This window comes from Lactobacillus pasteurii DSM 23907 = CRBIP 24.76 (assembly GCF_000297025.1).
Lineage (GTDB): Bacteria > Bacillota > Bacilli > Lactobacillales > Lactobacillaceae > Lactobacillus > Lactobacillus pasteurii.
This window is the reverse complement of sequence record NZ_CAKD01000013.1, coordinates 34,533-57,819: the sequence shown is the minus strand read 5'-3', so window position 1 is coordinate 57,819 and position 23,287 is coordinate 34,533. Positions and strand designations below refer to the sequence as shown.

Here is a 23,287-nt window from a genome sequence, read left to right as displayed (position 1 = left end):
ATTTGCTGTATTTTTATTGGGGGGTAGTATAATGTGTATGTAATTTGAAGCTAGGCTTATTGTATTTGATAAGTTTAGCTATTGAATAAGGAATATGAGGTAGGAATTATGAATATTGCATATTTAGTAATTGGAGTTTTATTACTTCTTGGCGGACTTTACGCTTTCCGTCATACACAAAACTATTTGAAATTGAACACTGGTTCTAAGACCACTACTAGCAACCAATGGTGGGGCTTTGGCTTGTGGTTTGGTTACATCGCAGCAGGCATTTTTACTATTGTAGGTGTAATCTTGATCATAGTTTCGTTTTTCTAATTGTTAATTAGTCAGGACCTTGTTAGTCCTGGCTATTTTTATGTAATAAAAAAATCAGATCCGAAGATCTGATTCTAAAAATAAAGCCACTATCTATGCGACTAGTAAACCTAGGTAATTGATCAACTAGCCAAGCTAGCATATTAATGAGAACAGTAAATATAAGATATGCAAACAGATAGCTATTTTAATACGCCAACTTGTTTAAGACCAGCAAGAACGCGAGTTCCATGTGGTGAAACTTCTAAAGCCTTAGTCACGTCGTGACCAGCAAGATTGCCGTGGTGTTCACCACCTTGCCAATGTGGGTTACCAGTTACATCATAAACCTTGCCGTCAACAGCAACGTAAGCTTCGTGACCATCTTTACCATCAAATTTAGCTAATTCTTCAATAGTGAATTCTTGCATGAGACATCCTTCTTTCTTTTCTTAACTTTACAAGCTAATAGTAACACCGTGTCACCAAATAAGCAAATATTTTGAATCAATTTATTTATTTTTTTAAAACATTGTAAAAATAAGTATGAAAACACTTTCATAGTTTTGGAAAATAGGTTATAATAACAAACGTAGTCATAAATAAACCAATTTTTTCACACGACTGTCATGGTGAAAGATATGATCAAACAAAACATCAATTTTATTTTTGAAAGCGCACTATGGATATGAGATATTCGTATTTATAGTGCGTTTATTTAATTCTATGATTTTGGAGTGATTTTTGATGGAAGAAAATACTTTAAACATGCTAGCGGGCAAGCCATATCGTCCGGGAACCGATGAACTTAGATCCTTTAGTAGAAGGGCTCATCGTTTATCTTGGGAATACAATCAATTACCCGATACTGAAACAGAGCAAAGAAACAAAATTCTAGATGAGCTTTGTCCAGATCATGGCAAGGGCCTATATTTGCAGGGGCCAATTCAGTTTGACTATGGTCGTTTTACGCATTTTGGCGAAAATTGTTATGCTAACTTTAATTTGACAGTTTTAGACACCTGCCCAATTACGATTGGCAACAATGTCATGTTTGGGCCTAATGTGACTTTAGCTACACCTTTGCATCCCTTAGTTGCTGAGCAAAGAAGGGCTAGAGTGCAAGCAGATGGTAAGTTCGACGATATCGAATATGGCGCGCCAATCACGATTGGCGATGATTGCTGGCTAGCAAGTGGCGTCACAGTTTGCCCAGGAGTAACAATTGGCAAGGGTTGCGTAATCGGTGCTGGCAGCGTCGTGACTAAAGATATTCCAGATAATTCGCTAGCGGTAGGAGTACCAGCAAAAGTAGTCCGTCAAATCACTGATGAGGATCGACTTGAAGGGATGCCTTATTAATTTGAATATTTTTCAAACAACTCACTGTAAAACGCCTCCAACTATGATAAAATATAGGTGTATATAGGGGGGATTGCAGATGTTTGCAACAGTATTTTATTGGGTTGTAGTAGTTGCTGCAACTTTATGGGGCTTATGGTCATTAGCTTGGTCCTTAATTTATATGAGTAAGCACGAAAATGGAAATCTTTGGATTTTTGCAATTATTGATGCCTTAAGTACAATTGCCTTAGCAATTATCTATTTAATCTATAGTACTGAAGGCGGGCAGTGGTACTGGTTTGCTTCAATCCAAGGACAAATTGCTGGCGTTGTCTATGCCTTGTACTTCTTCATTGCATTGACAGTGTTCCAATTTATTTTCGGCTTTACCAAGAAGACCAAGAAAGCTTAGTTAACAAAATAAGATCAGGATTCAAAAAGAAAAATCCTGATCTTATTTTTATACCTGTCTTTCAAGTAGAGATTTGGCAATATGAGCCAAGTTCTTGCTAGCAGGGTATTGGCTAAAGTTTTCTTCTAAAATTGCTAAGGCTTTGTTTGTATATTGCTCTACCAAGCTTTGAGCTTGCTTGATCCCACCTAGTTCAGTTACTAACTGGTCAATTCTATTCAGCTGCTCGGCAGATAGATCCTTGCCAACTTTGACTAAGTCGTGTAATTCATTCGTCTTGTCTTTGGCTAGGGCAAAGATCAATGGCCCAGAATAAACGCCATTAACGACATCTTGCAAGACGGGCTTTTTAAAGACATCGCTATTAGACGTATAGTCCAAAATATCATCCCGTAATTGAAAGGCTGAACCAACCAATTCGCCAAACTTCTGTGCCTTGCGTGCCAATGATAGTGGCAATCCACCTTCAATCGCTCCGATATAGCAAGCATAGGCAAAGAGAATAGCGGTCTTACCCTTAATTTGCAACAAATATTGTTCAGTTGTAATTTCTAGGTTGTATTCGTTGCTAAATTGAGAGGTTTCGCCAGACAAAATTTCCTGCATAGCCTTGCTGTTGATTCTTAGGCTGGTAATTTTGGAAGTATTTTGGCAGAGTAGTTGCAATGAAAGAGCAAACAAGTAGTCTCCAGCGTAAAGGGCGATATGCTTGCCATATTTTGCTTGAATCGAACTGCGACCACGTCTCATGGGAGATTCATCGATAATATCATCATGAATCAAGGTCGCATTATGCAAGATTTCAACGGAGCTAGCAATGTTTAAAATTCGCTGGCCTTTGTTTTTTCTTCCCATTTCGCCAAATAGAATCACAAAAGCAGGTCGCAATTCTTTTCCAGCTACGGCAAAGTTATAGCGAATAGCTTCTCCCAGGTCGCCGTCAGCCATTTTTATCTGGTCAAGAATGATCTCTTGGACCTTTTCTAAATTCTTTTTCAAAGCTGGCATGTCCTGCCAGTATGCAAATTCTTGCATTAATTTACCTTTCTGTTAATGAGCAAATTTTTTTGAACAAACGATAATGCCTTCACGTAGCGCAATAAATAGCTAACGCCGGTTCCAACTAAGATCCCAGCTATAATGCCCGAAAGCGTTAAAATAGGCAAATATAGCAACAGATACTTGCTTTGAGCAATTAGCGAGGCGATTAGCAATTGACCAAAGTTGTGACTAACGCCACCGATTACGGATACTCCGATTAGACTCACAAATTTGGGGTAGGCAAATAGGAATAACTTCATCAAAAACAGGCTTAAAAAGGCGCCAGTTGCAGCATAGATAAAAGTTGAAACTCCACCTGAAATTAATGCTGTAATTGTGACCCGAAGGAAGGTCAGCAAGAGGCAATCTCTAAAAGGTAGAATTATTAGCGCCAGTAGAGTGATGATATTAGTTAGTCCTAATTTGGCTCCGGGTGCAAAGGCAAAAATAGGTGGAAAGCTTTGTTCAAATAATCCGATAATTATTCCTTGGGCACACAAAATGCCAACAAAGACATATCTTTCGAGTTCTTTATTATTTTGAATCATGGATTAACTAATGTGTGATCAAATTTCTTGTTTGAAGAATCTTTTGATTTATCTCCATTCTTAATTTCTATCAAAAATTTATGGGGAAGACAGACGATTGTTTGTCCAGCAGAATCTTTCCATCCCTGCTTGACGCACAATTGGTCCTTGCAGTTAGCATAAACCACGCGAATTCGCTGATTTTTAACTTCAACTGTATTTTCTTCGCCATCCTTATTAAACCGCCAAACAGTATTGTGAGCTAGGCTTATTTTTTTGACAGTTTGATTATTGACACGAATTACTGCATATAATTGCATTTTCTTCGCATCAGTTGGTGCTTGCTTGTTTGAGAGATATTTCAATGGAAAAAAACTAAGTACAAGCAAGGCTAAAATAATGACATAGTCGCCAATTTTCAGTTTTTTCAGTATATGCATAGCGGTCCCTAAATACAAAACAGCCCAGGATCATATCCTAGACTGTTTGAAGAATAAGTCTTAATTCTTAATACCGTTCTTGTCGACATAATAGATCGGCCGCAGAATACCATATCTTGCCTTGCCTAGAGTCTTTTCAAGCCATGGGACAAACCACATATCTAATCCAAATGCACGGCCAGAACCGTTCATAACAGCAATAGCGGCGAAGATCATCCAAACATTTACCCAGTAGTTCATTCCTGACAAGCAGAAAATAGCAACGAAGATGGCGCTCATTGCACCAGCAAACCAAGTGCAAAGGCCGATAACTAGCAAAACGCCTAGTAAAATTTCAAAGCAAGTCATGAACTTTTGTGCAAATAGGGCAGTTTCCTTATTTGGAATAACCACCTTGGTCATTGACTGTACCCAACTAGGCATTTGGTCAAAGACAGGCATTGGTGAATGACCGTAGTCATAGTTGAATGAGAATCTTGCTGCAGCAGCTGCGGTAGAGGCAGCTTTGCCTGAAGCAGCTGATGTAGCAGCAGCCTTGTTGCTTGCACCACTAGTTGCAGCTTGCACAAGCCATGGGAAGTGGAGCTGCAATTTGTTGCTGAACCAAGAACCAGAGCCTTGTACTTTGTACCAGCAGTCAACTAGCCACATCATACCAAGGAAAATTCTTAGTGGTACTGTCCATAATACATTGCCGTAGCGGTTAAGGTTGCCACGCCATAAGGTTGGACGCTTAATTCTGAACCATTCATCCATAATGTAGTGGAAGAGGTAGTAAGCTGAGTAGATTTGGATTAGGTAGATCATGTCCACCATATCTTTCATCAAGATAGCGAAGAATCCGCTCAAGTGGAAAGTGTTGACTAATGAGGCAACACCCCAAGCAGGCCCGACTGAAACCATGAATCCAGAATAAGTACCCTTGAACTTGACAGGCTCGCCACCGTTGATTTGGGCCAAAATGTTCTTAAAGGCGCATTTACCGGCAGACTCTGCTCCTTGAACAACTTGTGGCTCACCACGACCAGAACCATTAGAATCGTACATTGCCACGTCACCGATCACATAAACGTGTGGATCATTTGGCAATTGAGAATATTCATTAACTACGATTCTACCAGCTCTAGCAGTTTCAAAACCAAAGTCCTTAGCTGAATCAACCGCCTTAACGCCGGCTGTCCAAATCAAGGTTCTAGTTGGGAAAGTTGAGCCGTCTTTTAAGTCGACGTAGTCTTCATGAACGCCGACAACCCCAGTGTTGACGCGGATATCTACGCCATGCTTTTCCATGTAGCCTTGTGCTTTAGCAGCATCTGCACGGTCAAGCATGTTCATGACAGTTGGTGCCATTTCCATCATAGTGATCTTGATTTCGTCAGCATCTAAGTTGTATTTCTTAGCTAATTCTGGACGCCAGGAATTAAGTTCACCAGCCATTTCAGTTCCAGTAAAGCCAGTACCTACGATTACGAAGTTCAAGTATTGCTTTCTCTTTTCTGGGTCGCGTTCTCTAGCACCTAAGTGAACCATCAAGTCAATATGGTCGCGCAACTTTTCGGCATCATCAAGGCTACCTAAAGTAAAGCCATGTTCCTTGACGCCAGGAGTGCCAAAATCATTTGGCTGAGAACCAATTGCTAAAACAGTGTAGTCATATGGATAAGAGCCATATTTACCAACAACTAGCTTCTTTTCTTGATCAATCTTAGTAATTTCGTCAGTTACGACATCAACGTTCTTTCTACGTGAAAATAGACGTTGCAAATCATACTTAAGACTGTTAGCTTGAACACGGTTTGCCGCTACTTCATGTAAGGAAGTCATCATAGTCATATGTGGGTTTTTGTCCACTAGAGTAATTTTGACATCCTTATTCTTCTTTAACTTCTTTGCGAGGTGCTTAGCAGTATATAGACCGCCAAAGCCACCACCGACGATAACAATATTTGTTTGGGTCATTTGCCCATCCCCTCTTTAAGTCAAAACTTTTCTTACTCATTTTGATATAAGACACACTCTTATTATACAAAAGCTACTAGCTTTAATAAAGGATAATCAGCAATATTTTTCACAATATATCAAATGAGGTAATGATTATAGAATTCATTCAAAACTAATAGAAAGCGGACACAATTAGAATAAATAGGCAATTAATTATTGCATTACTGTCACGGTTATTCTATAATTTGGATGTGTGAAGTAGTACACAATAATGTGTAATTTTTAGTAATGTTAGGATAGGGATGTTTAAATTATGAAAGCAAAAAACATATTGTATAGTGCATCAGTTATCGCTTTATCAGCTATGATGCTAGGAGCATGTTCAACTACTGCGTCAAAGAGTGGCTCAGATTCTTCTGCAAAGACTAGTCAAACTAGCAAGAAGACTTCATCAGAAAAAGCTAAGACCACTAATGTTAAGAAGATTGCCGGTGCAGATCTTAAGGATGGTACTTACAAGCTTGAAGAAGACAACTACTACAACGGCTACAAGGTTGTAATGTCAATGACTGTCAAGGATGGCAAGATTACCAAGACTTCATATGACAATGTTAATAAGGATGGCAAGTCTAAGGCTGATGATGCTGCTTACGAAAAGCAAATGAAGAAGTTCGTCAAGATTGGACCAAAGGAATACATTCCTAAGTTAGCTAAGGAATTTGCAGACAACGGCAGCAACTCATCTGGCGTTCAAGTAGTTTCAGGTGCAACTAGCTCAACTTTGACTATGAGAAACTACATCAACCAATTAGTTCAAGCTGCTCAAAAGGGTGACACTGACACCATCCATATCAACAACAATAAGCCAATGAAGGATGGTACTTACAAGCTTGAACAAAAGAACTACTACAACGGTTATCGTCAAGTCTTCACTTTAGTAGTCAAGAAGGGTAAAGTTGCCGACTTGAAGTACGATCAAATCAACAAAGATGGTATGTCTAAGACTAAGGATGCTAAGTATGAAAAGGCCATGAAGAAGGTTAATGGCGTCGGTCCAAAGGAATACATTCCTAAGTTAGCTAAGGAATTCATGGATGCTAAGGGCAACATGGAAAAGGTTCAAGTAGTTTCAGGTGCTACTCATTCCTCAAACGACTTTATTTCATATGTTGAACAATTAATGAATGCTGCTCAAAAAGGCGACACTAAGACCATTATTGTCGACAACATTGTAACTAAGGAATAGTTTGATTTTCTAGAGAGTTTAATAAAGAATAGTTGCGTGGGGCAGTTGCCGCACGCAACTTTTATAAGGAAAGAAAAATGAAGCAAAGAAGCAAAATATTTCTAACTATCTTGCTAGTATTGATGCTCGTTGTGCCCATGAGCGCCTGCAGTACGCAAAGCAAAAAAGAAGCCGAGCCAAAAACGCAATTAACGACCACCCCAACTGAGGATACGCAATTTTTAATGGGAACGGTCTGCACGATTAAAATCTACAATAAGAAAAAGAGTAAGGCGCTAGAAGATGGCTTTGATCGAATTAAAGAATTAGCTGACAAAATAACGGTCAACCAAAAGGGAAGCGAAGTCGACAAAATCAACGCTCAAGCGGGAATTAAACCTGTCAAAGTTTCAAAAGACGTCTTTGACTTGTGTCAAAAGGCTTATTACTACAGTCAAAATTCTGATGATTCCTTTGATATGGCAATTGGACCGATCACTAGTCTATGGCGAATTGGTTTTCCAGATGCAAGAAAGCCAAGTCAAAAGGAAATTTCTGCTCGCTTGCCATTAGTTGACTACCATCAGGTGGTTTTAAATGCTGATAAGCAAACAGTTTACCTTAAGAAAAAGGGCATGAAGCTAGATTTGGGCGGAATCGCCAAGGGCTTTATTACCGATCAAGTTAAGCAAGTCTTGCAAAAAGATGGGGTAACTAGCGCAATTATTGACCTAGGCGGAAATGTCTATGTTCTTGGAGTTTCGCCTACTAACCACAGCAACTGGACTGTGGGTATTCAAGATCCTAAGAGAAGTCGCGGAACAGCGATTGGTTCTTTACCTGGAATGAATAAGACGATCGTAACTTCTGGGATTTATGAGCGCTATCTGAAGGTTGGCAAGACGGTTTATAGCCACTTGATGAATCCCAAAACGGGTTATCCTTTCCAAAATAATTTGATGGGTGTTTCAATCATTACTAAGAATTCGGTCGATGGGGATGCCTTGTCGACGGCAACTTTTGATAAAGGCTTGAAAAAGGGCTATCAGTACATTGAAGCTAAAAAAGGCACAGATGCGATCTTTATTACCAGAGACCGCAAAGTCTATGTTACTAGTGGCTTAAAAGATAAATTTAAACTCTTTAAAGACAGTGGCTACAAGCTAGAGGAACTGAAATAATTTTGCTACAAATTGTTTACAGGTATATATTATTTTGCAGAAAGCGCTTATAATAAGAGTTAAGAAAAATGTTTTAGGAATACGAGGTGCATTATTATGAAAAAAGCTTTAGTAGGTGCAGGTGCAGTTATTGCTGGTATCGGTGCAGGATATGCTGCAATTAAATTGCTTCACAAAAAGTCTGAAGTCGTAGAAGACATCGAAGACGAAGACCGTGGCGTTTCTCCAATTGAAGAAGTTGAAGAAGAAAAAGACGAAAAGATTAAGCCTACAGCAGATGCAATCAATCGTCCATACAAACCAATCGAGTATTAATTATAAGTTCTAAAAAACTTGCAAAAGCATTGCCTCTTGAGGCAGTGCTTTTTTACGTTTGGCGTTATGAAATTTTTAATGTTTAGAAAATTTTTAAAATTAGATACTTGCATCTTTACAAAAGAGGTGTATAATCCTGTAATTATAAATAAAGAAAGGACATGGTTAGATGAAGCTATCCAAAACGACGATCCTGACAATTCTATGTGGCTTCCTAACTTTCGATGGGTTAGCCATGTTGTTTTCAGGATTGGTACTACAAATGACTGAGACAAGTGATTTCGATGTGACCAATTATGCTTTAGATGCTAATATGATGGCATTTGGAATGATTTTTGTCGGGATAATTATGATTTTTGCGTTTGGTGCGTTATTTATTAATGATTGGGCTAGACTCAAGAATGTACACTCAAAATGCGTTAAGTTTAGATAAATTTAAAAATGTCGGCTGAAGATGCCGGCATTTTTTATTGCTCAAAATTAGAATCGATGTATCAAAATGTTATGGTAAAGCAGCTCTAATGCGATAAGGACGGGATTTATTTGTACTATAATCAAAGATGGTTGTTATATTTTGCTATAAAAATCTTTGGTCTACACCGGCAAATGTAAATATTTTACTAAAAACTGTTTTTATTTAATATATTTGTAGTAAAATGAAGGTAGCAGGTGTATGTGCACGAAAGGATACCTATTATGCTGATAATTGACGGTAAAAGGGTTAATAAAGTTGAAAAAATACTGTCCACTCAGCCTTTCAATAAACTTAATATTAGTTTAACATCGCAAGATTTGAGTATTGTATCTGGAGATGCATTTGAAATTAGATTCCATGGCCCTAAGGATTTGATTCCAAATGTAAAAATTGGCGATGAAAGAGCGACTATTGTTGGTCCTAAAAAACCTTATCGGTTTCTATTACTTAGTGTGAAAACAGGAACAGAGAATTTTTTAGAGGTGACAGTTCCTAAACAGATGAGACTTGAAGAAGTACAATTGCAACTTATTAGCGGAGATAGTAAGTTGCAGGGACTATCTGTTGAAGAATTAGAAACTAAGAGTTCTAGCGGGAACGTTTTTATTAGTAATTGCCAGATTGAAGATGGCGAGATTAAGACAGTTAGTGGGAACTGTAATATCAACCGAACTAGCTTTACTTATTTAGAATCAAGATTGAAGACTGGTAATAACGATATCAGTAATTGTAGAATTAAGAATGTTGGCGAACTTTATACTATTAGCGGCAATAATTCTGTTAGAAAGACGCCGATTACTAAACTGAAATATTCGGCGATTGATGGAATAACTCGGGTGTCGGATAATTATGAAGTTGCGCAAGATTATGATAATATATTTGTGCTAGAAACTATTAACGGTAACAATCTTATAAGGTAGGTGCAGATGATGAAGATATCAGTTCCATTGAATAATGATTATTTGGCAGATGAATTTGGAAAATATGCTACAGACGAAGATATGGTTGCTGGCAAACCTGCTAAAAGTTTTCCAATTGAGATTAAAGATGCTCCAGCAGCTACTAAATCTTATGCAATTTATTTCCGAGACTATGATTCAGTTCCAGTCTGCGGTTTTGTGTGGATTCATTGGCTAGCAGCTAATATTCCAGCTGATCAAGTGATGATTCCGGCAGATGCAAGTAGACAAAAGACAATTCCAATGATTCAGGGAAGAAATAGCAATGGCAGTAAGTTTTTGCCTAAGTCAGATGCAATTATAAACGGCTATACAGGCCCGCAACCACCTGACAGGGATCATTACTATGCCTTGACTATTTACGCCTTAGATCGCGAATTAGACCTGCCAGAAGGCTTTTACTTAAATGAATTTAGAAGGGCGCTTGATGGTCACATTTTGGCTAAGGCTAGCGTAGAATTATTAAGTAGAGTTTAAAATTTTTAAAATAACCAACGAAAGTTGGTTATTTTTTAAAAAAAGAGTAAAATACTTGTGTAAGCGTAAACAAATTGATAATTGAAAGGACTTCTTTATGGGAAGAAAAGTATTTTTAGTCGGCGATGGTGCTGTTGGATCAACCTTCGCTAATGATTTGTTACAAAATGTACAAGTAGATGAATTGGTTATTTGCGATGTTGCAAAGGATAGAGCCTTTGGCGATACGCTTGATATTGAAGATATTACTCCTTTTACTGGTAATACCAAAGTTCGTACTGGCGAGTATTCAGAAGCTGGCGATGCAGATGTCTGCGTAATTACTGCCGGTGTTCCAAGAAAACCTGGCGAAACTCGTTTAGACTTGATTGCTAAGAATGTCAAGATTTTGCAAAGCATTGTCAAGCCAGTAGTTGATTCAGGCTTTAAAGGCGTTTTCGTTGTATCCGCTAACCCAGTGGACATTTTGACTACTTTAACCCAAAAGCTCTCAGGCTTTCCTAAGAGCAGAGTAATTGGTACAGGAACTTCATTAGACTCTATGCGTTTGCGCGTAGAAATTTCTAAGCGCTTGAATGTACCAGTTACAGATGTTTATGCCATGGTTTTGGGTGAACACGGCGATACTTCCTTTGAAAACTTTCAAGAAGCTATGATTGGCGATAAGCCATTGCGTTCTTTTGAAGAATTGACTGATGAAGTACTCGAAGAAATTGAAACCGAAATTCGCAAAAAGGGTGGCAAGATTATCGCTAACAAGGGAGCTACTTACTACGGTGTAGCTATGATGTTGACGCAAATCGTTAAGTCAATTCTTGAAAATAAGGCAATCTGCTTGCCTGTTTCCGCTCCTATTGATGGCGAATATGGTATTAAGCATAACTTGTACTTGGGTACTCCTGCCGTAATTGATGGTCGTGGAATCGTAGAAGTAATCCAAACACCTTTGACAGATCAAGAACAAGCCAAGATGCAATTCTCAGCTGACAAGATGGCTGAAGCTTTGGCATCAATCGAATTGTAAAAAGACAAAAATTGTAAAAAGACAAAAAGGAAACTTTGCTCAAATGGGGCAAAGTTTCCTTTTGTTTATCAGATAAATTATTTGCTCTTGATGTAGTTTTGACCATCGCCAGCTGGGGCAGTGGACTTACCAAGAAAGGCTACTAGAACTACAATGGTAATTACATATGGGGCAATTTGCATGTAAACTGATGGAATCTTGGAAATCAGTGGCAACTGGCTACCAATAATACTCAAACTTTGGGCAAAGCCAAAGAAAAGCGATGAGAGCATAGCACCTAATGGGTTCCATTTACCAAAGATAACCGCAGCTAGGGCCATAAATCCTTGCCCAACAATTGTTGAAACGGAGAAGTTACCAGCAATTGCTTGAGCAAAAACAGCACCGCCGATTCCGGCTAAAAAGCCAGAGATAAGTACGCCACAGTAGCGCATCAAGTAGACGTTGACACCCATTGTGTCGGCTGCTTGTGGGTTTTCACCAGATGAGCGAAGCTCTAGGCCAAAGCGAGTCTTGTACAAGATCCACCATAAGAGGATGGCGATCAAGATTCCGCACCAAGCTGGGGCAGACGTATTAGTGAAAAAGATCGGTCCAATCACTGGAATCTTTGATAAGCCTGGAAAACTGTAGTAACCGAAGTTAGCAGTAATGTTTTCAGTTTGACCTTTGTCATAGATAGCTTTAATCAAGAAAACACCTAAAGGTGGAGCCATCAAGTTTAACACCGTACCAGAAATAACGTGATCAGCACGGAGATTAATTGTGGCAATTGCGTGAAAAAGAGCGAAGATGATTCCTACAAGTCCGCCAACTAATGCGCCAAGCCAAGGCGTTAATCGGCCAAGCGAATCAGCGAAAGTTAGGTTGAAGATTACTGATGAGAATGCTCCCATCGTCATAATACCTTCAAGACCAATGTTAACGACACCGGAATTTTCACTGTAAACTCCACCTAAGGAGGCGAAGATCAATGGTGCAGAATAAACTAAAGTTGAAGACACAATCAGTGCCATCATAGATATAAAGTTCATGTTATTCCCCTCCTTGCTCTGACTTATCGGCGCTTATTTTGGCTGCTGGAGACTTCTTATCTTTGAACAATAGGCCGATTACGTAGTTGATTGCCACGAAAAAGATAATAGCAGCAATAACGATTGAGACGATTTCATAAGGAATACCGGCCATGGTCTGCATCCCTAGGCCACCGATTTTAAGGATGGAGAAAAGAATGGCAGCGATCAAAATGCCGGCTGCTGTACCGCCACCTAGAAGGGCAACGGATAAGCCATCCCAACCAATATCAACGCTGGCAGTTTGGGTGAAGTAATTTTGGTAAGTTCCAAGTCCTTGAACCACCCCGCCAAGTCCGGCAAAGGCACCAGATAAAAGCATGGAAACGACGATATTCTTCTTATCGGACATTCCGGCATAGCGTGAAGCAAATGGGTTCATTCCGACAGCTTTAATTTCAAAACCGACAGTAGTTTTCTTCATTAAGAACCAGTAAATGACAATTGCGATTAAAGCAATGAAGATACCAGCACTAATTCTTGAACTACCAAACATTTCGCTAAGCCATGGAATATGAAGCGAACCGTTAGCAGGGATAGTCTTGGTAGTATCGGTATCTACTCTGAGCTTGCTGGACATGACTTGTTGCATCAAGTATTGGCTAGAGTAGAGTACGATGTAGTTAAGCATGATAGTAGAAATAACTTCGTTAGTACCAAAATATGCTCTAAGCAAACCAGCAATACCAGCAACGATTGCGCCAGCTAAGGCCCCGATGATAATTGCTAATGGCAACAAAATCGCCTTTGGCATATTAGGATGAGCCAAAACGAACCAGATGGAGCTTAGCCAACCAGCTTGTGCTTGACCAGGCAAACCGATGTTGAAAAAGCCAGCTGTTGAAGCGATTGAAAAACCAATTGCTACAAAGATCAATGGTGTGGCTTCACGGATAGTTTCACCAATTCCGTTCATATTTCCTAGGGCACTTTCAAACATTGAAGTGTAGCCCTCAATTGGATTGTAAGCCCAAATAAGCATGATGATTGCCCCAACCAAGAATCCGGCAAGAACCGAAATAATAGGGACTAAGATGCTTTTGGCTTTGGCAGAGACTTTAAACACGACTAGCACCTTCTTTTCCTTTGTTTACACCGGTCATTAACAAACCTAATTCAGTCTCACTAGTGCTTTCTGGACGAACTTCACCAGATTTTTTGCCGTCGTGAAGAACTAGAATTCGATCAGACAATTGCATAATTTCGCTCAATTCGTAAGAGATAAGCAAAATTGCCTTGCCGGCATCTCTTTCGGCTAACAATTGTTTATGGATGTATTCAATTGCACCTACGTCCAAACCACGAGTTGGCTGGAAGGCGATGATTAGATCGCTGCCCCGATCAAGCTCGCGGGCGATGATCAATTTTTGCTGGTTACCACCGGATAATTCGCCGGCAGCCAAGTTTTCGCTAGTTGTTCTAACATCGAACTTCTTGATCAATTCTTTGGCATGTTGATGAATTGCCGGGAAGTTCATGATTCCGTGCTTGGAATATGGTTCTTGATAGTAGGTTTGCAAAGCTAGGTTCTCAGCCAAGGTTAATGGCAGGATCAAGCCGTATTTTTGCCGGTCAGCAGGGATGCTGGATACGCCTGATTCGGTAATCTTGCGGGCTTTTTGATTCGTTAGATCTTCTCCTTTAATCAAAACATTGCCGCTTTCGACTTTTCTAAGACCAGTCAGGGCTTCAACTAATTCATCTTGTCCGTTGCCATCGATTCCGGCAATTCCAAGGATTTCGCCTGATTTAATTTTAAATGATAATCCTTTGACCGCTAAGTTACCCCGGCTTTCCTTAACTTTTAAGTCATTGACTTGCAAAATAGTCTTGCCTAAATGTGCTTCTTCTTTATCAAGGTTCATTTGAACGTGGCGACCAACCATCAATTCGGCTAACTTTTCATCTGACACATCTTTAACTACGAAGGTTCCCACACTCTTGCCGGCGCGGATAACAGTAACGCGGTCAGCTACAGCCTTGATTTCGTCAAGCTTGTGAGTGATCAAGATGATTGATTTTCCTTCTTTGGCCAGACCTTTCAAGATTTTGATGAATTCAGTAATTTCTTGCGGGGTCAAAACGGCAGTAGGCTCATCGAAAATTAAGATGTCGGCTCCGCGGTAGAGCACTTTTAGAATTTCCGTTCTTTGTTGTTGAGCCACAGTAATGTCAGAGATTCTGGCATTAGGGTCAACGGTTAAGCCGTAGCGCTGAGATAGTTCGAAAATTTGCTTTTTAGCGGTTTTGAAATCTAGTTTAAGACCCTTGGTTGGTTCATAGCCAAGGATAATATTTTCCAAAACGCTAAAGGCATTAGCTAGCATAAAGTGCTGGTGCACCATACCGATTCCTAGGTCTTTGGCTACAGTTGGATTTTTGATTTCTACTTTTTCTTGACGGACCAAAATTTCACCACTAGTTGGTTCCAGCAGACCGGAAAGAATACTCATTAGAGTAGACTTGCCGGCACCATTTTCGCCTAACAGTGCCAAGATCTCGCCTTTTTTTAGGGTTAAATTGATATCGTCGTTGGCTTTGAAGCCATTAAAATCTTTGACGATATGTCGCATTTCAATAATGCTTTGATTTTCTTGGTTCATAGCTGCAATTCTTTCTATTAAAAAAGCTGGGACGCTAGTCCCAGCCTGCTAACTTGTTAGACTTATTTAGATAAAAGTATATTGGATGATTTATAAACTACTTGGATGGGGAAGTAGCAACCTTGATCTTTCCATTGATGATTTGAGTTCTAGCTTTTTGAACAGCTGTCCAAGTTGAACTTGAAAGGTTACCCTTGGTAATTGAAACACCGTTGCCCTTTAATGAGTAAACTAAGTGCTTGCCACCAGGGAACTTGCCCTTGTATGCGTCGTTAGCAATTGACTTAACAGCAACATCAAGACCCTTCAAAACAGAAGTCAAAGTAAAGTTAGACTTTTGACCACCTTTAGCAGTGTAGTTACCAAGATTTGCTTGGTCAACGTCAACCCCGATAACCCAAACTTTCTTGTCAACTGAGCGAGTAGTGTTAAGGTCCTTAGCTTCTTGGAAGACACCGTTACCTGCGTTACCAGCAGCTTGGTAGATGATGTCTGCCTTGTTAGCGTACATTGATTGAGCAATTGACTTAGCCTTGTCAGTTGAAGTGAAGTTACCGATGTATTGAGTTTGAACGGTGATCTTCTTGTTAAGAGCCTTAGCACCGTCGGCTACACCTTGCTTGAATCCAGCTTCGAACAAATCGATAATGGTTGATTTAGCACCACCAATAAAACCAACCTTGTTAGTCTTAGTAGTGTAAGCAGCGGCTAAACCACCCAAGTATGAAGCTTCGTTACTCTTGAAAGTGGCAGAAGCAACGTTCTTGCCAGGAACAACACTATCGATAATTACGAAGTTCTTCTTTGGATTCTTCTTGGCAGAAGCCTTAACTGAGTCAGCTAACATGTAACCAACACCGTAGATGGTTTGGTAGCCGGCACTGGCAGCTTGGTTCAAGTTAGGAGTGAAGTCACTAGCACTACTTGATTCGAAGTATTGGTAGCCACCTTTACCTTGCTTAAGACCATGTTCTTTTCCGTACTCTTGGAAACCTTTCCAGGCAGCTTGGTTAAATGAGTGGTCATCAACACCGTTAGAGTCGGTGATTAGGGCAACAGATTTAGAAGTATCACTACTGCTATTGCCTGAACCACCTTGCTTCTTACCAGAACAAGCAGTAAGAGTTAAACCAACTGCTGTCATAACTAAACCAAAAGAAAAAATCTTCTTAAGTTGCGAGTTCATAATATTCCTCCGAAAATGATAACACGAACGTTTTCAATATTATACTATCATTTGATCCGAATTTTTTCAATTGCAAACTACTGCTATAAAAAGATTTTATAATGACAGCGCTTTAAATACTTATATTTCTAAATAATGTTTTTTAATTGTTTTTTGGATGAATAGCTACTTTGATTTCGCTTTTTAGAATTTGACAGCGAGCTTGTCGAGCTGCCTTCCATGCGCTAGTAGAAACTTGACCATTGGTAATAGAAACACCATCGTTTTCCAAACCGAAGATCAAATCTTTGCCGCCAGGGAACTTGCCTTGGTAAGCAAGGTCAGCAATTTTCTTAGTTGCAACATTGACGCCAGTAATTACTGAAGTCAAAACAAAGTTGGACTTTTGTCCGCCTTTAGCGCTGTAATTGCCAAGGTTTGATTGATCGACATCAACCCCGATAACCCAAACTTTCTTATCAGCAGGACGGGTTTGGTTAAGAGCTTTAGCTTCTTGGAATAACCCGTCTCCGGCGCCGCCAGCAGCATGGAAGATGATGTCTGCTTTTTTGGCATACATTGATTGGGCGATTGATTTAGCCTTGTCAGAACTGGTGAAATTACCAATATATTGGTTCAAAATTGTAATCTTTTTACCCATCTTTTTAGCGGTATCTCTCACGCCTTGAGCAAAGCCAGCATCAAAAAGATCTACAATATCGCCGTGAGCACCACCGATAAAGCCAACAACGCCGCTCTTAGTAGTCTTAGCTGCAACAACGCCAGCTAGATATGAAGCATCTTGACTCTTGAAGTTTGCGGAAGCAACATTCTTTTGTCCTTTGATTTGATCGTCGATAATAACGAAGTTCTTCTTAGGATACTTTTTGGCTTCTGAACTGATTGCATCCTTTAAGCTGTAGCCAACGCCGAAAATAGTTTGGTAGCCGGCATTAACTGCTTCATCAATATTAGGAACGAAATCAGATGGGCCACTGGTTTGGAAGTATTGGTAGCCGTTTTTGCCGCGTGAAAGGTTATGAGCCTTACCATAAGCTAAAAATCCATTCCAAGCAGATTGATTGAAGGAGTGGTCATTAACCCCATTGCCATCCGTGATTAAAGCGACTGAATTTTTCGCATTTGAGCTGCTATTGCCCGAGCCACCTTGCTTTTTACCAGAACAAGCAGTCAAAACCAATCCGCAGGCAATAACAATTCCTGCTAATGAAAAAACTTTCTTTGTCTTAAACATATTCAATTCCTTCCCTGTGTTAAATAACAAAAAGGATAATAACAATATTTGGTATCGGTGTCAAAGCACTAATACTAGATAATGTGTTTCACTGAGAGGGATTAAATTAATTTAATCCCGTTATCACGGGGATTGTGTTAGATCAAAAAAATTTTCAAAAAAATTAGTTTCACATACAAGATTTTGAGAATAAATTTGGCATATACCACTAGATCTTGAATTTGAGCATATTGTTTGGGAATAAGTCGGGTAGGTGTTAGAATTCTTATAAAGTTAATTTCAACTTTTATAGCTATTACTCGAGAAGGCATGGAAAGTACGCCTTCTTTTTTGTGTACTAGTTGCTTTAAATCTGATATTCTTTGATAAAGTACTAAGAAGGATTGAAAAATACATTGGAAAAGATATTAAGTATTATTGTTCCGGCTTACAATTCACAGGACTACCTTGAACGTTGCGTCAATTCGTTAGTTGTGGCTGGAAAGCAGGTTGAGGTTATTTTGGTTGATGATGGTTCTTTAGATAGAACTGGTCAGATTATGGATGAATATCAGACCCGTTTTCCAGAAATAATTAAAGTGATTCATCAAGAAAATCGAGGTCACGGCGGAGCAATCAATAATGGGCTTAAGCAGGCTAGCGGCAAATATATCAAGATTTGCGATAGTGATGACTGGCTAGACGTTTCAGGCTTGAATAAGCTGCTATCTTTGATTAACGATTTAGAGCAAAAGCAAATTACGCTAGACATGATTTTGACTAACTACGTTTACGACCGAGTTGCAGTCAAGAAAAATAAAGTGATTCGTTTTCCTAATTTGCCACAGGCTAAAGTCTTTGGTTGGAAAAGCGTACATTTGAAACTTGGACAATACTTTATGATGCATTCGGTAATCTACCGCCGGACACTTTTAACTAAAGAAGCCCAAATCAGTTTGCCTGAGCATGTTTCGTACGAGGACAATATTTTCGTCTTTGAACCACTTAAATACGTCAACAAGATGATTTATTTTGATATTAATCTATATCATTACTTCATTGGCCGAGACGATCAATCGGTTAATGAAAGTGTGATGCTAAGAAAGATTGATCAACAATTGCTTGTAAATAAGCGAATGATCGATTTCTATAGCAAAAATATCGATCCTAAAGCACCAATGGCTAAATATATGCGCTTTTATCTCGAAATTGTGATGGCAATTTCTTCAATTATCCTGATCCGCGGAAAAGATGAGCAGTATTTACGCGTTAAGGAAGAATTGTGGCTTTACTTAAGAAAGCATAATCCAAAATTATATCGAAGCTTTAAGCATCGGCTACTAGGAATTTTCTTGAATCTACCAGGCAAGCCTGGACGAAAGATTGCTAGTGGTCTATATCTAGCAGCCCATGCGATTTACGGTTTTAATTAGGCCGAGCTTTTTGGAAGCTATTTTTTCACAAGCATGGTATAATGAACTCAACTAGGAAATATATTATCGTTATATACAAATTTATCTAGTAATAATTCACAAACTCCAAAGAACGGCGCGTTGCCGTTCTTTTTACTAGGGGGGATTTTATGAGAATCAATATTTTGCAACATACTCCAAGCGAAGGACCTGGATCGATTCAAACTTGGGCAGACAACAATGGCCATGAGGCCTATATCTATCACCCAGCTCAATTTGGCAAATTGCCATCAGCTGACCAAACAGATATGCTAGTTATTTTAGGCGGACCAATGAGTCCAAATGATGACTTTTTATGGATTAAACAAGAGCGTGAGCTGATTAAGGAGCTACTAAAAGAAGATAAGCCAATGTACGGGGCATGTTTTGGCGCGCAGCAGATTGCTAAATGTCTTGGCGCTAACATTACTAAGGCAGCTCATAAGGAAGTGGGCTGGGCAGAAGTTGCTAAAATTGGGGATACTTTAGTTGATTTCCCTGAAAAGGCGATGGCCTTGCATTGGCATGAGGAAATGTTTGAACTTCCTCAAGGAGCAGAGCTAATTTTCTCAAGCAAATTGCATCAAAATCAAGGCTTCATCTATGGCAAGCACGTAATGGGCTTGCAATTCCACTTTGAACCTCTTACTCGAGATGTCCGGACCATGGTAATTAATGATGGAGATTATACATTAGACCATAACGATTTAAAGCAAAGCCCTCAGGAGATTATGGATCATGGCGTACCATCAGAAAATGCTGGATTGATGGCTAAACTACTTGATCAAATTACTAAGTAGGTTAATTAGAATATAAATAAAGAAAAAGGTGTCTGGAAATATCTTACAGACACCTTTTAAAATCAAAAACACCATAAAATGGTGTCTTCGTCTAAATAGTATTTAACTAGAGAGTTTTAATACGCCTTGCTAGTGAGAAAAGCGCTTAGATATAATGTAACACTTTTTGTGTCCGCTTACAATTAAAAACTAAAAATAGTAAAACATTCTGCGCAAGCTTGTTATTATCCGTGTTTTTTCTTATAGTTAAGGATAAGAATTTATACAGAAAGCTGATTTTATGAATTATTTAGTTGTTGGAGCAGGCTTATTTGGTGCGACTTTTGCCCATGAAGCAGCCAAAAATGGACATAATGTAACGGTTATTGAAAAGCGCGATCACTTAGCTGGCAACGTTTATACCAAAGAAGTTGATGGTATTCAGGTTCATCAATATGGTGCTCATATTTTTCACACCTCTAACGAGCGAGTTTGGAAGTATGTCAATCAATTTGCAAAATTTAATCGCTATACCAACAGTCCGATTGCCAATTTCCATGGCGAAATTTATAATCTTCCCTTTAATATGAATACTTTCCACCAAATGTGGGGCGTTGAAACACCTAAGCAGGCAATGGATAAGCTAAAAGAGCAGCGAGCTGAAATGGCTGGCCGAGAAATACATAACTTAGAAGAGCAGGCAATTTCGCTAGTTGGCCGGGATATCTATGAAAAATTGATCAAAGGCTACACTGAAAAGCAATGGGGCAAGAAGACCACAGATTTGCCAGCCTTTATCATCAAGCGTTTGCCAGTGCGTTTTGTTTACGACAATAATTACTTTAACGATGACTACCAAGGCATTCCAATTGGCGGATATACTAATTTAGTTAAGCAAATGCTTGCTAGCGATCAGATCAAGCTGCAATTGAATACCAACTTTTTTGACCAAAAAGATAAATACTTAGAGCAATATGATCAAGTAATTTTTACTGGGATGATTGATGAGTTCTATCAATATCAATTGGGCGAATTGGAATATCGCTCCTTGAAGTTTGAAACTGAGGAATTAGCAATCGGCAACTACCAAGGCAATGCCGTTGTAAATTATACTGATAGCCAAACGCCATACACCCGAGTGATTGAACATAAGCATTTCGAATTTGGCCAAGGCGATGAAAACAAAACGATTATCACCAAAGAATACCCAGCAAACTGGAAGCAAGGCGATGAGCCATATTATCCAGTAAATGATCAGCGCAATAATGATTTGTTTGCCAAGTATCAAGAATTGGCTAAAAAGGATAAGCAGGTAATCTTTGGCGGCCGGCTTGGTCAATATAAATACTACAATATGGATCAAGTGATTCAACAGGCATTACTACTGACAGATAGCTTGTTTTCAAGCGGTGAAACAAAAATCTAGTCCATATAAGTTTAGATAATCGCTTACATGATTGAATTATTAACCATGTTTAAGTTATACGTAGTGAAACATCGACGAAAACGTTGATATAATAGGGTTTTTAGAGGTTTGAATGACTAATCCACAGACTGTCTTAAAAGAAACATTTGGATATACAAATTTTAGGCCAGGACAAGAGGAAGTAATCAAAAAGGTACTCAATGGAGAGAATGTTTTGGCGGTTATGCCAACAGGAGCAGGCAAGTCGATTTGCTACCAAGTTCCTGCCTTGATCAATGAGGGAGTAACTTTGGTTATTTCGCCCTTGATTTCCTTGATGAAAGATCAGATTGATTCTCTGCATCAAAATGGTATTGAAGCAGCAGCGCTTAATTCGACTACGCCACAAAAAGAAGTAAATCCCATTTTGCGTCAGGCATATGAAGGAAAAATCAAGTTGCTCTATTTGACGCCCGAACGACTGGCGATGGATTATTTTCGCTATCAGCTAAACTTCCTTGATATTTCTCTGGTTGCGGTAGATGAGGCCCACTGTATTTCTCAATGGGGTCATGATTTTCGGCCAGCTTACCGGCAGATATTAGAGGGAATCAATTCGCTCAGGCAGCGTCCAAATATCTTAGCTTTAACAGCTACAGCAACGCCTAATGTTCAGGCCGATATTGCTAAGCAATTAGATATTCCCCAGCAGAATTTTGTTATTACTTCTTTTGCTAGACCCAATCTTAGCTTCCAATTGGTCAACTCGCCAAAAAATACGGATATGTATATTTATAATTATATTAATGCACACCAAGAAGAGCCTGGTATCATCTATACAAACACACGCAAAAAAGTTGAGGCATTGACTGATTTTTTATGCAAAAAAGGCATCAAGGCTGTTAGTTATCATGGCGGGATGAATAATAAGGAGCGGTCGAGGGTTCAAGATGACTTTCAGTTTGATCGCACTCAGGTAATTGTTGCAACGAATGCTTTTGGCATGGGGATCGACAAGAGCAATGTGCGCTTTGTCGTTCATGCAAACAGTAGCAGCAACATTGAGTCTTACTATCAAGAAGCCGGACGAGCTGGAAGAGATGGATCAGCTTGTGAGGCAGTTATGCTCTATCATCCGGGAGATTCAGCGACATATCGCTGGTTTATCGATCAGTCAGAGGCTGAAGATGAATATAAAAAGACCCAGTACAGCAAATTGGCCGTTATTACGCAATATGCTAATACGGAAGATTGCTTGCAGCAGTTTATCGTGCGCTATTTCGGTCAAGATTGCCCGCCATGCGGCAAGTGCAGCAACTGCTTAGACCAAAGAAAATTGGAAGATGTGACGACTCAGGCAAAAAAGGTTATTGCCATGGTTTACGAGCTTGATGGTCGATTTGGCAAGAGTGTGGTAGCCCAAGCTGTAACTGGTTCAAAGAGTCAGCGGATGAAAGAAATTGGTGCTCAGATGCTTGAACATTATGGCTCGCTAAAATTGCCTCAAACTGAGGTAAACAGTCTGATCAATTATCTGATTACGAAAGATTTGCTAGAGACAACTAACGATCAGTATCCTTTAGTCCGCGTGACTAATTCAGGCTGGGATGTATTAGATGGAAAATTGCAGGTCTTTAGACGTAGCCAAGGCAAGATTGTAGCTCATAGAGAATTTGACCAGCAATCTGTTGAAGGGGCGCTTTTTGGCATCTTAAAAGAAAAACGACTCGAACTTGCTAAAAAGCAGGGCGTACCGGCCTTTATGATTTTTTCGGATAAGAGTTTGTATGAAATGGCGCAAGTCAAACCAAAAACGCCAGCTGAATTTCTCGAAATCAGTGGCGTTGGTCAAACTAAAATGCAAAATTATGGTCAGGAAATGCTGACGGTAATCAATGAATACTTGCAAAAATAAGAAA

General features: G+C 39.4%; 24 protein-coding genes. 14 read left to right on the top strand and 10 right to left on the bottom strand.

The genetic code is table 11. The annotated features are described in order from the left end of the window. Window positions 1–108 precede the first annotated feature (108 nt). Window positions 109–318 (top strand): hypothetical protein, encoded by a 210-nt coding sequence (locus BN53_RS02960; RefSeq protein WP_009559426.1) that lies wholly within the window; start codon window positions 109–111, stop codon window positions 316–318. Between the two features lie 182 nt (window positions 319–500). Here the strand turns inward: BN53_RS02960 and BN53_RS02955 are convergent, their stop codons facing one another. Beyond that, window positions 501–728, bottom strand: coding sequence for a cytochrome b5 domain-containing protein (locus tag BN53_RS02955; RefSeq protein ID WP_009559425.1), 228 nt, complete (start codon window positions 726–728; stop codon window positions 501–503). Window positions 729–1,044: 316 nt separating this feature from the next. On the opposite strand from BN53_RS02955, the gene BN53_RS02950 reads away from it, so the two are divergent. Next, window positions 1,045–1,659, top strand: a complete 615-nt coding sequence (locus tag BN53_RS02950) for a sugar O-acetyltransferase (RefSeq protein ID WP_009559424.1) — start codon at window positions 1,045–1,047, stop codon at window positions 1,657–1,659. A gap of 79 nt (window positions 1,660–1,738) precedes the next feature. Further along, entirely contained in the window at window positions 1,739–2,053 is a 315-nt protein-coding gene (locus BN53_RS02945; RefSeq protein WP_009559423.1) for a hypothetical protein, read from the top strand. 48 nt (window positions 2,054–2,101) lie between these two features. On the opposite strand, the gene BN53_RS02940 is transcribed toward BN53_RS02945, so the two are convergent. The 4 genes from BN53_RS02940 to BN53_RS02925 are packed head-to-tail and all read right to left on the bottom strand — an operon-like array spanning window position 2,102 to window position 6,020. Then, window positions 2,102–3,088 carry a polyprenyl synthetase family protein gene (locus BN53_RS02940; RefSeq protein WP_009559422.1) on the bottom strand — a complete coding sequence of 329 codons (987 nt, stop codon included), beginning with the start codon at window positions 3,086–3,088 and terminating at the stop codon, window positions 2,102–2,104. Next, complete coding sequence (locus tag BN53_RS02935) at window positions 3,088–3,642, bottom strand: Gx transporter family protein (RefSeq protein WP_009559421.1); 555 nt, start codon at window positions 3,640–3,642, stop codon at window positions 3,088–3,090. The genes BN53_RS02940 and BN53_RS02935 overlap by 1 nt, the downstream gene beginning before the upstream one ends. Next, window positions 3,639–4,061, bottom strand: a complete 423-nt coding sequence (locus BN53_RS02930) for a NusG domain II-containing protein (RefSeq protein ID WP_009559420.1) — start codon at window positions 4,059–4,061, stop codon at window positions 3,639–3,641. Before BN53_RS02930 ends, BN53_RS02935 begins: the two co-directional genes overlap by 4 nt. A gap of 60 nt (window positions 4,062–4,121) precedes the next feature. Beyond that, window positions 4,122–6,020: an NAD(P)/FAD-dependent oxidoreductase gene (locus BN53_RS02925; RefSeq protein WP_009559419.1), complete on the bottom strand. Its 1,899-nt coding sequence runs from the start codon at window positions 6,018–6,020 to the stop codon at window positions 4,122–4,124. Between the two features lie 295 nt (window positions 6,021–6,315). On the opposite strand from BN53_RS02925, the gene pplA reads away from it, so the two are divergent. The 7 genes from pplA (at window position 6,316) to BN53_RS02890 (ending at window position 11,658) form a co-directional block, all read left to right on the top strand. Next, window positions 6,316–7,248: an extracellular electron transfer flavoprotein PplA gene (gene pplA, locus BN53_RS02920; protein WP_009559418.1), complete on the top strand. Its 933-nt coding sequence runs from the start codon at window positions 6,316–6,318 to the stop codon at window positions 7,246–7,248. A gap of 77 nt (window positions 7,249–7,325) precedes the next feature. Next, window positions 7,326–8,408 (top strand): FAD:protein FMN transferase, encoded by a 1,083-nt coding sequence (locus tag BN53_RS02915; RefSeq protein WP_009559417.1) that lies wholly within the window; start codon window positions 7,326–7,328, stop codon window positions 8,406–8,408. Between the two features lie 96 nt (window positions 8,409–8,504). Beyond that, window positions 8,505–8,723, top strand: a complete 219-nt coding sequence (locus BN53_RS02910) for a hypothetical protein (RefSeq protein WP_009559416.1) — start codon at window positions 8,505–8,507, stop codon at window positions 8,721–8,723. Between the two features lie 169 nt (window positions 8,724–8,892). Then, window positions 8,893–9,156 (top strand): hypothetical protein, encoded by a 264-nt coding sequence (locus tag BN53_RS02905; protein WP_009559415.1) that lies wholly within the window; start codon window positions 8,893–8,895, stop codon window positions 9,154–9,156. A 263-nt stretch (window positions 9,157–9,419) separates the two neighbouring features. Beyond that, entirely contained in the window at window positions 9,420–10,118 is a 699-nt protein-coding gene (locus BN53_RS02900) for a DUF4097 family beta strand repeat-containing protein (protein WP_009559414.1), read from the top strand. A 9-nt stretch (window positions 10,119–10,127) separates the two neighbouring features. After that, the gene (locus BN53_RS02895; protein WP_040537292.1) at window positions 10,128–10,634 is read left to right on the top strand and encodes a YbhB/YbcL family Raf kinase inhibitor-like protein; all 507 of its coding nucleotides are present in this window, start codon (window positions 10,128–10,130) and stop codon (window positions 10,632–10,634) included. Between the two features lie 97 nt (window positions 10,635–10,731). After that, the gene (locus BN53_RS02890) at window positions 10,732–11,658 is read left to right on the top strand and encodes an L-lactate dehydrogenase (protein WP_009559412.1); all 927 of its coding nucleotides are present in this window, start codon (window positions 10,732–10,734) and stop codon (window positions 11,656–11,658) included. Between the two features lie 77 nt (window positions 11,659–11,735). On the opposite strand, the gene BN53_RS02885 is transcribed toward BN53_RS02890, so the two are convergent. The 5 genes from BN53_RS02885 to BN53_RS02865 all read right to left on the bottom strand — a co-directional run bounded on the left by BN53_RS02885 (window position 11,736) and on the right by BN53_RS02865 (window position 17,754). Further along, on the bottom strand, window positions 11,736–12,692 hold the full coding sequence (locus BN53_RS02885; protein ID WP_009559411.1) for an ABC transporter permease: 957 nt from the start codon (window positions 12,690–12,692) through the stop codon (window positions 11,736–11,738). Window position 12,693: 1 nt separating this feature from the next. Beyond that, on the bottom strand, window positions 12,694–13,797 hold the full coding sequence (locus tag BN53_RS02880) for an ABC transporter permease (RefSeq protein ID WP_009559410.1): 1,104 nt from the start codon (window positions 13,795–13,797) through the stop codon (window positions 12,694–12,696). Further along, a complete protein-coding gene (locus BN53_RS02875; protein ID WP_009559409.1) occupies window positions 13,790–15,334 on the bottom strand; it encodes an ABC transporter ATP-binding protein in 1,545 nt (514 codons plus the stop codon). Before BN53_RS02875 ends, BN53_RS02880 begins: the two co-directional genes overlap by 8 nt. Before the next feature lie 97 nt (window positions 15,335–15,431). Continuing rightward, window positions 15,432–16,520 carry a BMP family lipoprotein gene (locus BN53_RS02870; RefSeq protein ID WP_009559408.1) on the bottom strand — a complete coding sequence of 363 codons (1,089 nt, stop codon included), beginning with the start codon at window positions 16,518–16,520 and terminating at the stop codon, window positions 15,432–15,434. 142 nt (window positions 16,521–16,662) lie between these two features. After that, on the bottom strand, window positions 16,663–17,754 hold the full coding sequence (locus BN53_RS02865) for a BMP family lipoprotein (RefSeq protein WP_009559407.1): 1,092 nt from the start codon (window positions 17,752–17,754) through the stop codon (window positions 16,663–16,665). A 395-nt stretch (window positions 17,755–18,149) separates the two neighbouring features. Between BN53_RS02865 and BN53_RS02860 the strand changes: the two genes are divergently transcribed. The 4 genes from BN53_RS02860 (at window position 18,150) to recQ (ending at window position 23,283) form a co-directional block, all read left to right on the top strand. Beyond that, window positions 18,150–19,166: a glycosyltransferase family 2 protein gene (locus BN53_RS02860; protein ID WP_009559406.1), complete on the top strand. Its 1,017-nt coding sequence runs from the start codon at window positions 18,150–18,152 to the stop codon at window positions 19,164–19,166. A gap of 149 nt (window positions 19,167–19,315) precedes the next feature. Further along, window positions 19,316–19,984, top strand: coding sequence for a type 1 glutamine amidotransferase (locus tag BN53_RS02855; RefSeq protein ID WP_009559405.1), 669 nt, complete (start codon window positions 19,316–19,318; stop codon window positions 19,982–19,984). Between the two features lie 280 nt (window positions 19,985–20,264). Beyond that, complete coding sequence (glf, locus tag BN53_RS02850; protein WP_009559404.1) at window positions 20,265–21,389, top strand: UDP-galactopyranose mutase; 1,125 nt, start codon at window positions 20,265–20,267, stop codon at window positions 21,387–21,389. Window positions 21,390–21,501: 112 nt separating this feature from the next. After that, window positions 21,502–23,283: a DNA helicase RecQ gene (recQ, locus tag BN53_RS02845; RefSeq protein ID WP_009559403.1), complete on the top strand. Its 1,782-nt coding sequence runs from the start codon at window positions 21,502–21,504 to the stop codon at window positions 23,281–23,283. Window positions 23,284–23,287 lie beyond the last annotated feature (4 nt).

Bases quoted from the DNA above. Each gene is read 5' to 3' on its own strand.
- BN53_RS02960 (WP_009559426.1), top strand. From the start codon at position 109: ATGAATATTGCATATTTAGTAATTGGAGTTTTATTACTTCTTGGCGGA.
- BN53_RS02955 (WP_009559425.1), bottom strand. From the start codon at position 728: ATGCAAGAATTCACTATTGAAGAATTAGCTAAATTTGATGGTAAAGAT.
- BN53_RS02950 (WP_009559424.1), top strand. From the start codon at position 1,045: ATGGAAGAAAATACTTTAAACATGCTAGCGGGCAAGCCATATCGTCCG.
- BN53_RS02945 (WP_009559423.1), top strand. From the start codon at position 1,739: ATGTTTGCAACAGTATTTTATTGGGTTGTAGTAGTTGCTGCAACTTTA.
- BN53_RS02940 (WP_009559422.1), bottom strand. From the start codon at position 3,088: ATGCAAGAATTTGCATACTGGCAGGACATGCCAGCTTTGAAAAAGAAT.
- BN53_RS02935 (WP_009559421.1), bottom strand. From the start codon at position 3,642: ATGATTCAAAATAATAAAGAACTCGAAAGATATGTCTTTGTTGGCATT.
- BN53_RS02930 (WP_009559420.1), bottom strand. From the start codon at position 4,061: ATGCATATACTGAAAAAACTGAAAATTGGCGACTATGTCATTATTTTA.
- BN53_RS02925 (WP_009559419.1), bottom strand. From the start codon at position 6,020: ATGACCCAAACAAATATTGTTATCGTCGGTGGTGGCTTTGGCGGTCTA.
- pplA (WP_009559418.1), top strand. From the start codon at position 6,316: ATGAAAGCAAAAAACATATTGTATAGTGCATCAGTTATCGCTTTATCA.
- BN53_RS02915 (WP_009559417.1), top strand. From the start codon at position 7,326: ATGAAGCAAAGAAGCAAAATATTTCTAACTATCTTGCTAGTATTGATG.
- BN53_RS02910 (WP_009559416.1), top strand. From the start codon at position 8,505: ATGAAAAAAGCTTTAGTAGGTGCAGGTGCAGTTATTGCTGGTATCGGT.
- BN53_RS02905 (WP_009559415.1), top strand. From the start codon at position 8,893: ATGAAGCTATCCAAAACGACGATCCTGACAATTCTATGTGGCTTCCTA.
- BN53_RS02900 (WP_009559414.1), top strand. From the start codon at position 9,420: ATGCTGATAATTGACGGTAAAAGGGTTAATAAAGTTGAAAAAATACTG.
- BN53_RS02895 (WP_040537292.1), top strand. From the start codon at position 10,128: ATGAAGATATCAGTTCCATTGAATAATGATTATTTGGCAGATGAATTT.
- BN53_RS02890 (WP_009559412.1), top strand. From the start codon at position 10,732: ATGGGAAGAAAAGTATTTTTAGTCGGCGATGGTGCTGTTGGATCAACC.
- BN53_RS02885 (WP_009559411.1), bottom strand. From the start codon at position 12,692: ATGAACTTTATATCTATGATGGCACTGATTGTGTCTTCAACTTTAGTT.
- BN53_RS02875 (WP_009559409.1), bottom strand. From the start codon at position 15,334: ATGAACCAAGAAAATCAAAGCATTATTGAAATGCGACATATCGTCAAA.
- BN53_RS02870 (WP_009559408.1), bottom strand. From the start codon at position 16,520: ATGAACTCGCAACTTAAGAAGATTTTTTCTTTTGGTTTAGTTATGACA.
- BN53_RS02865 (WP_009559407.1), bottom strand. From the start codon at position 17,754: ATGTTTAAGACAAAGAAAGTTTTTTCATTAGCAGGAATTGTTATTGCC.
- BN53_RS02855 (WP_009559405.1), top strand. From the start codon at position 19,316: ATGAGAATCAATATTTTGCAACATACTCCAAGCGAAGGACCTGGATCG.
- glf (WP_009559404.1), top strand. From the start codon at position 20,265: ATGAATTATTTAGTTGTTGGAGCAGGCTTATTTGGTGCGACTTTTGCC.
- recQ (WP_009559403.1), top strand. From the start codon at position 21,502: ATGACTAATCCACAGACTGTCTTAAAAGAAACATTTGGATATACAAAT.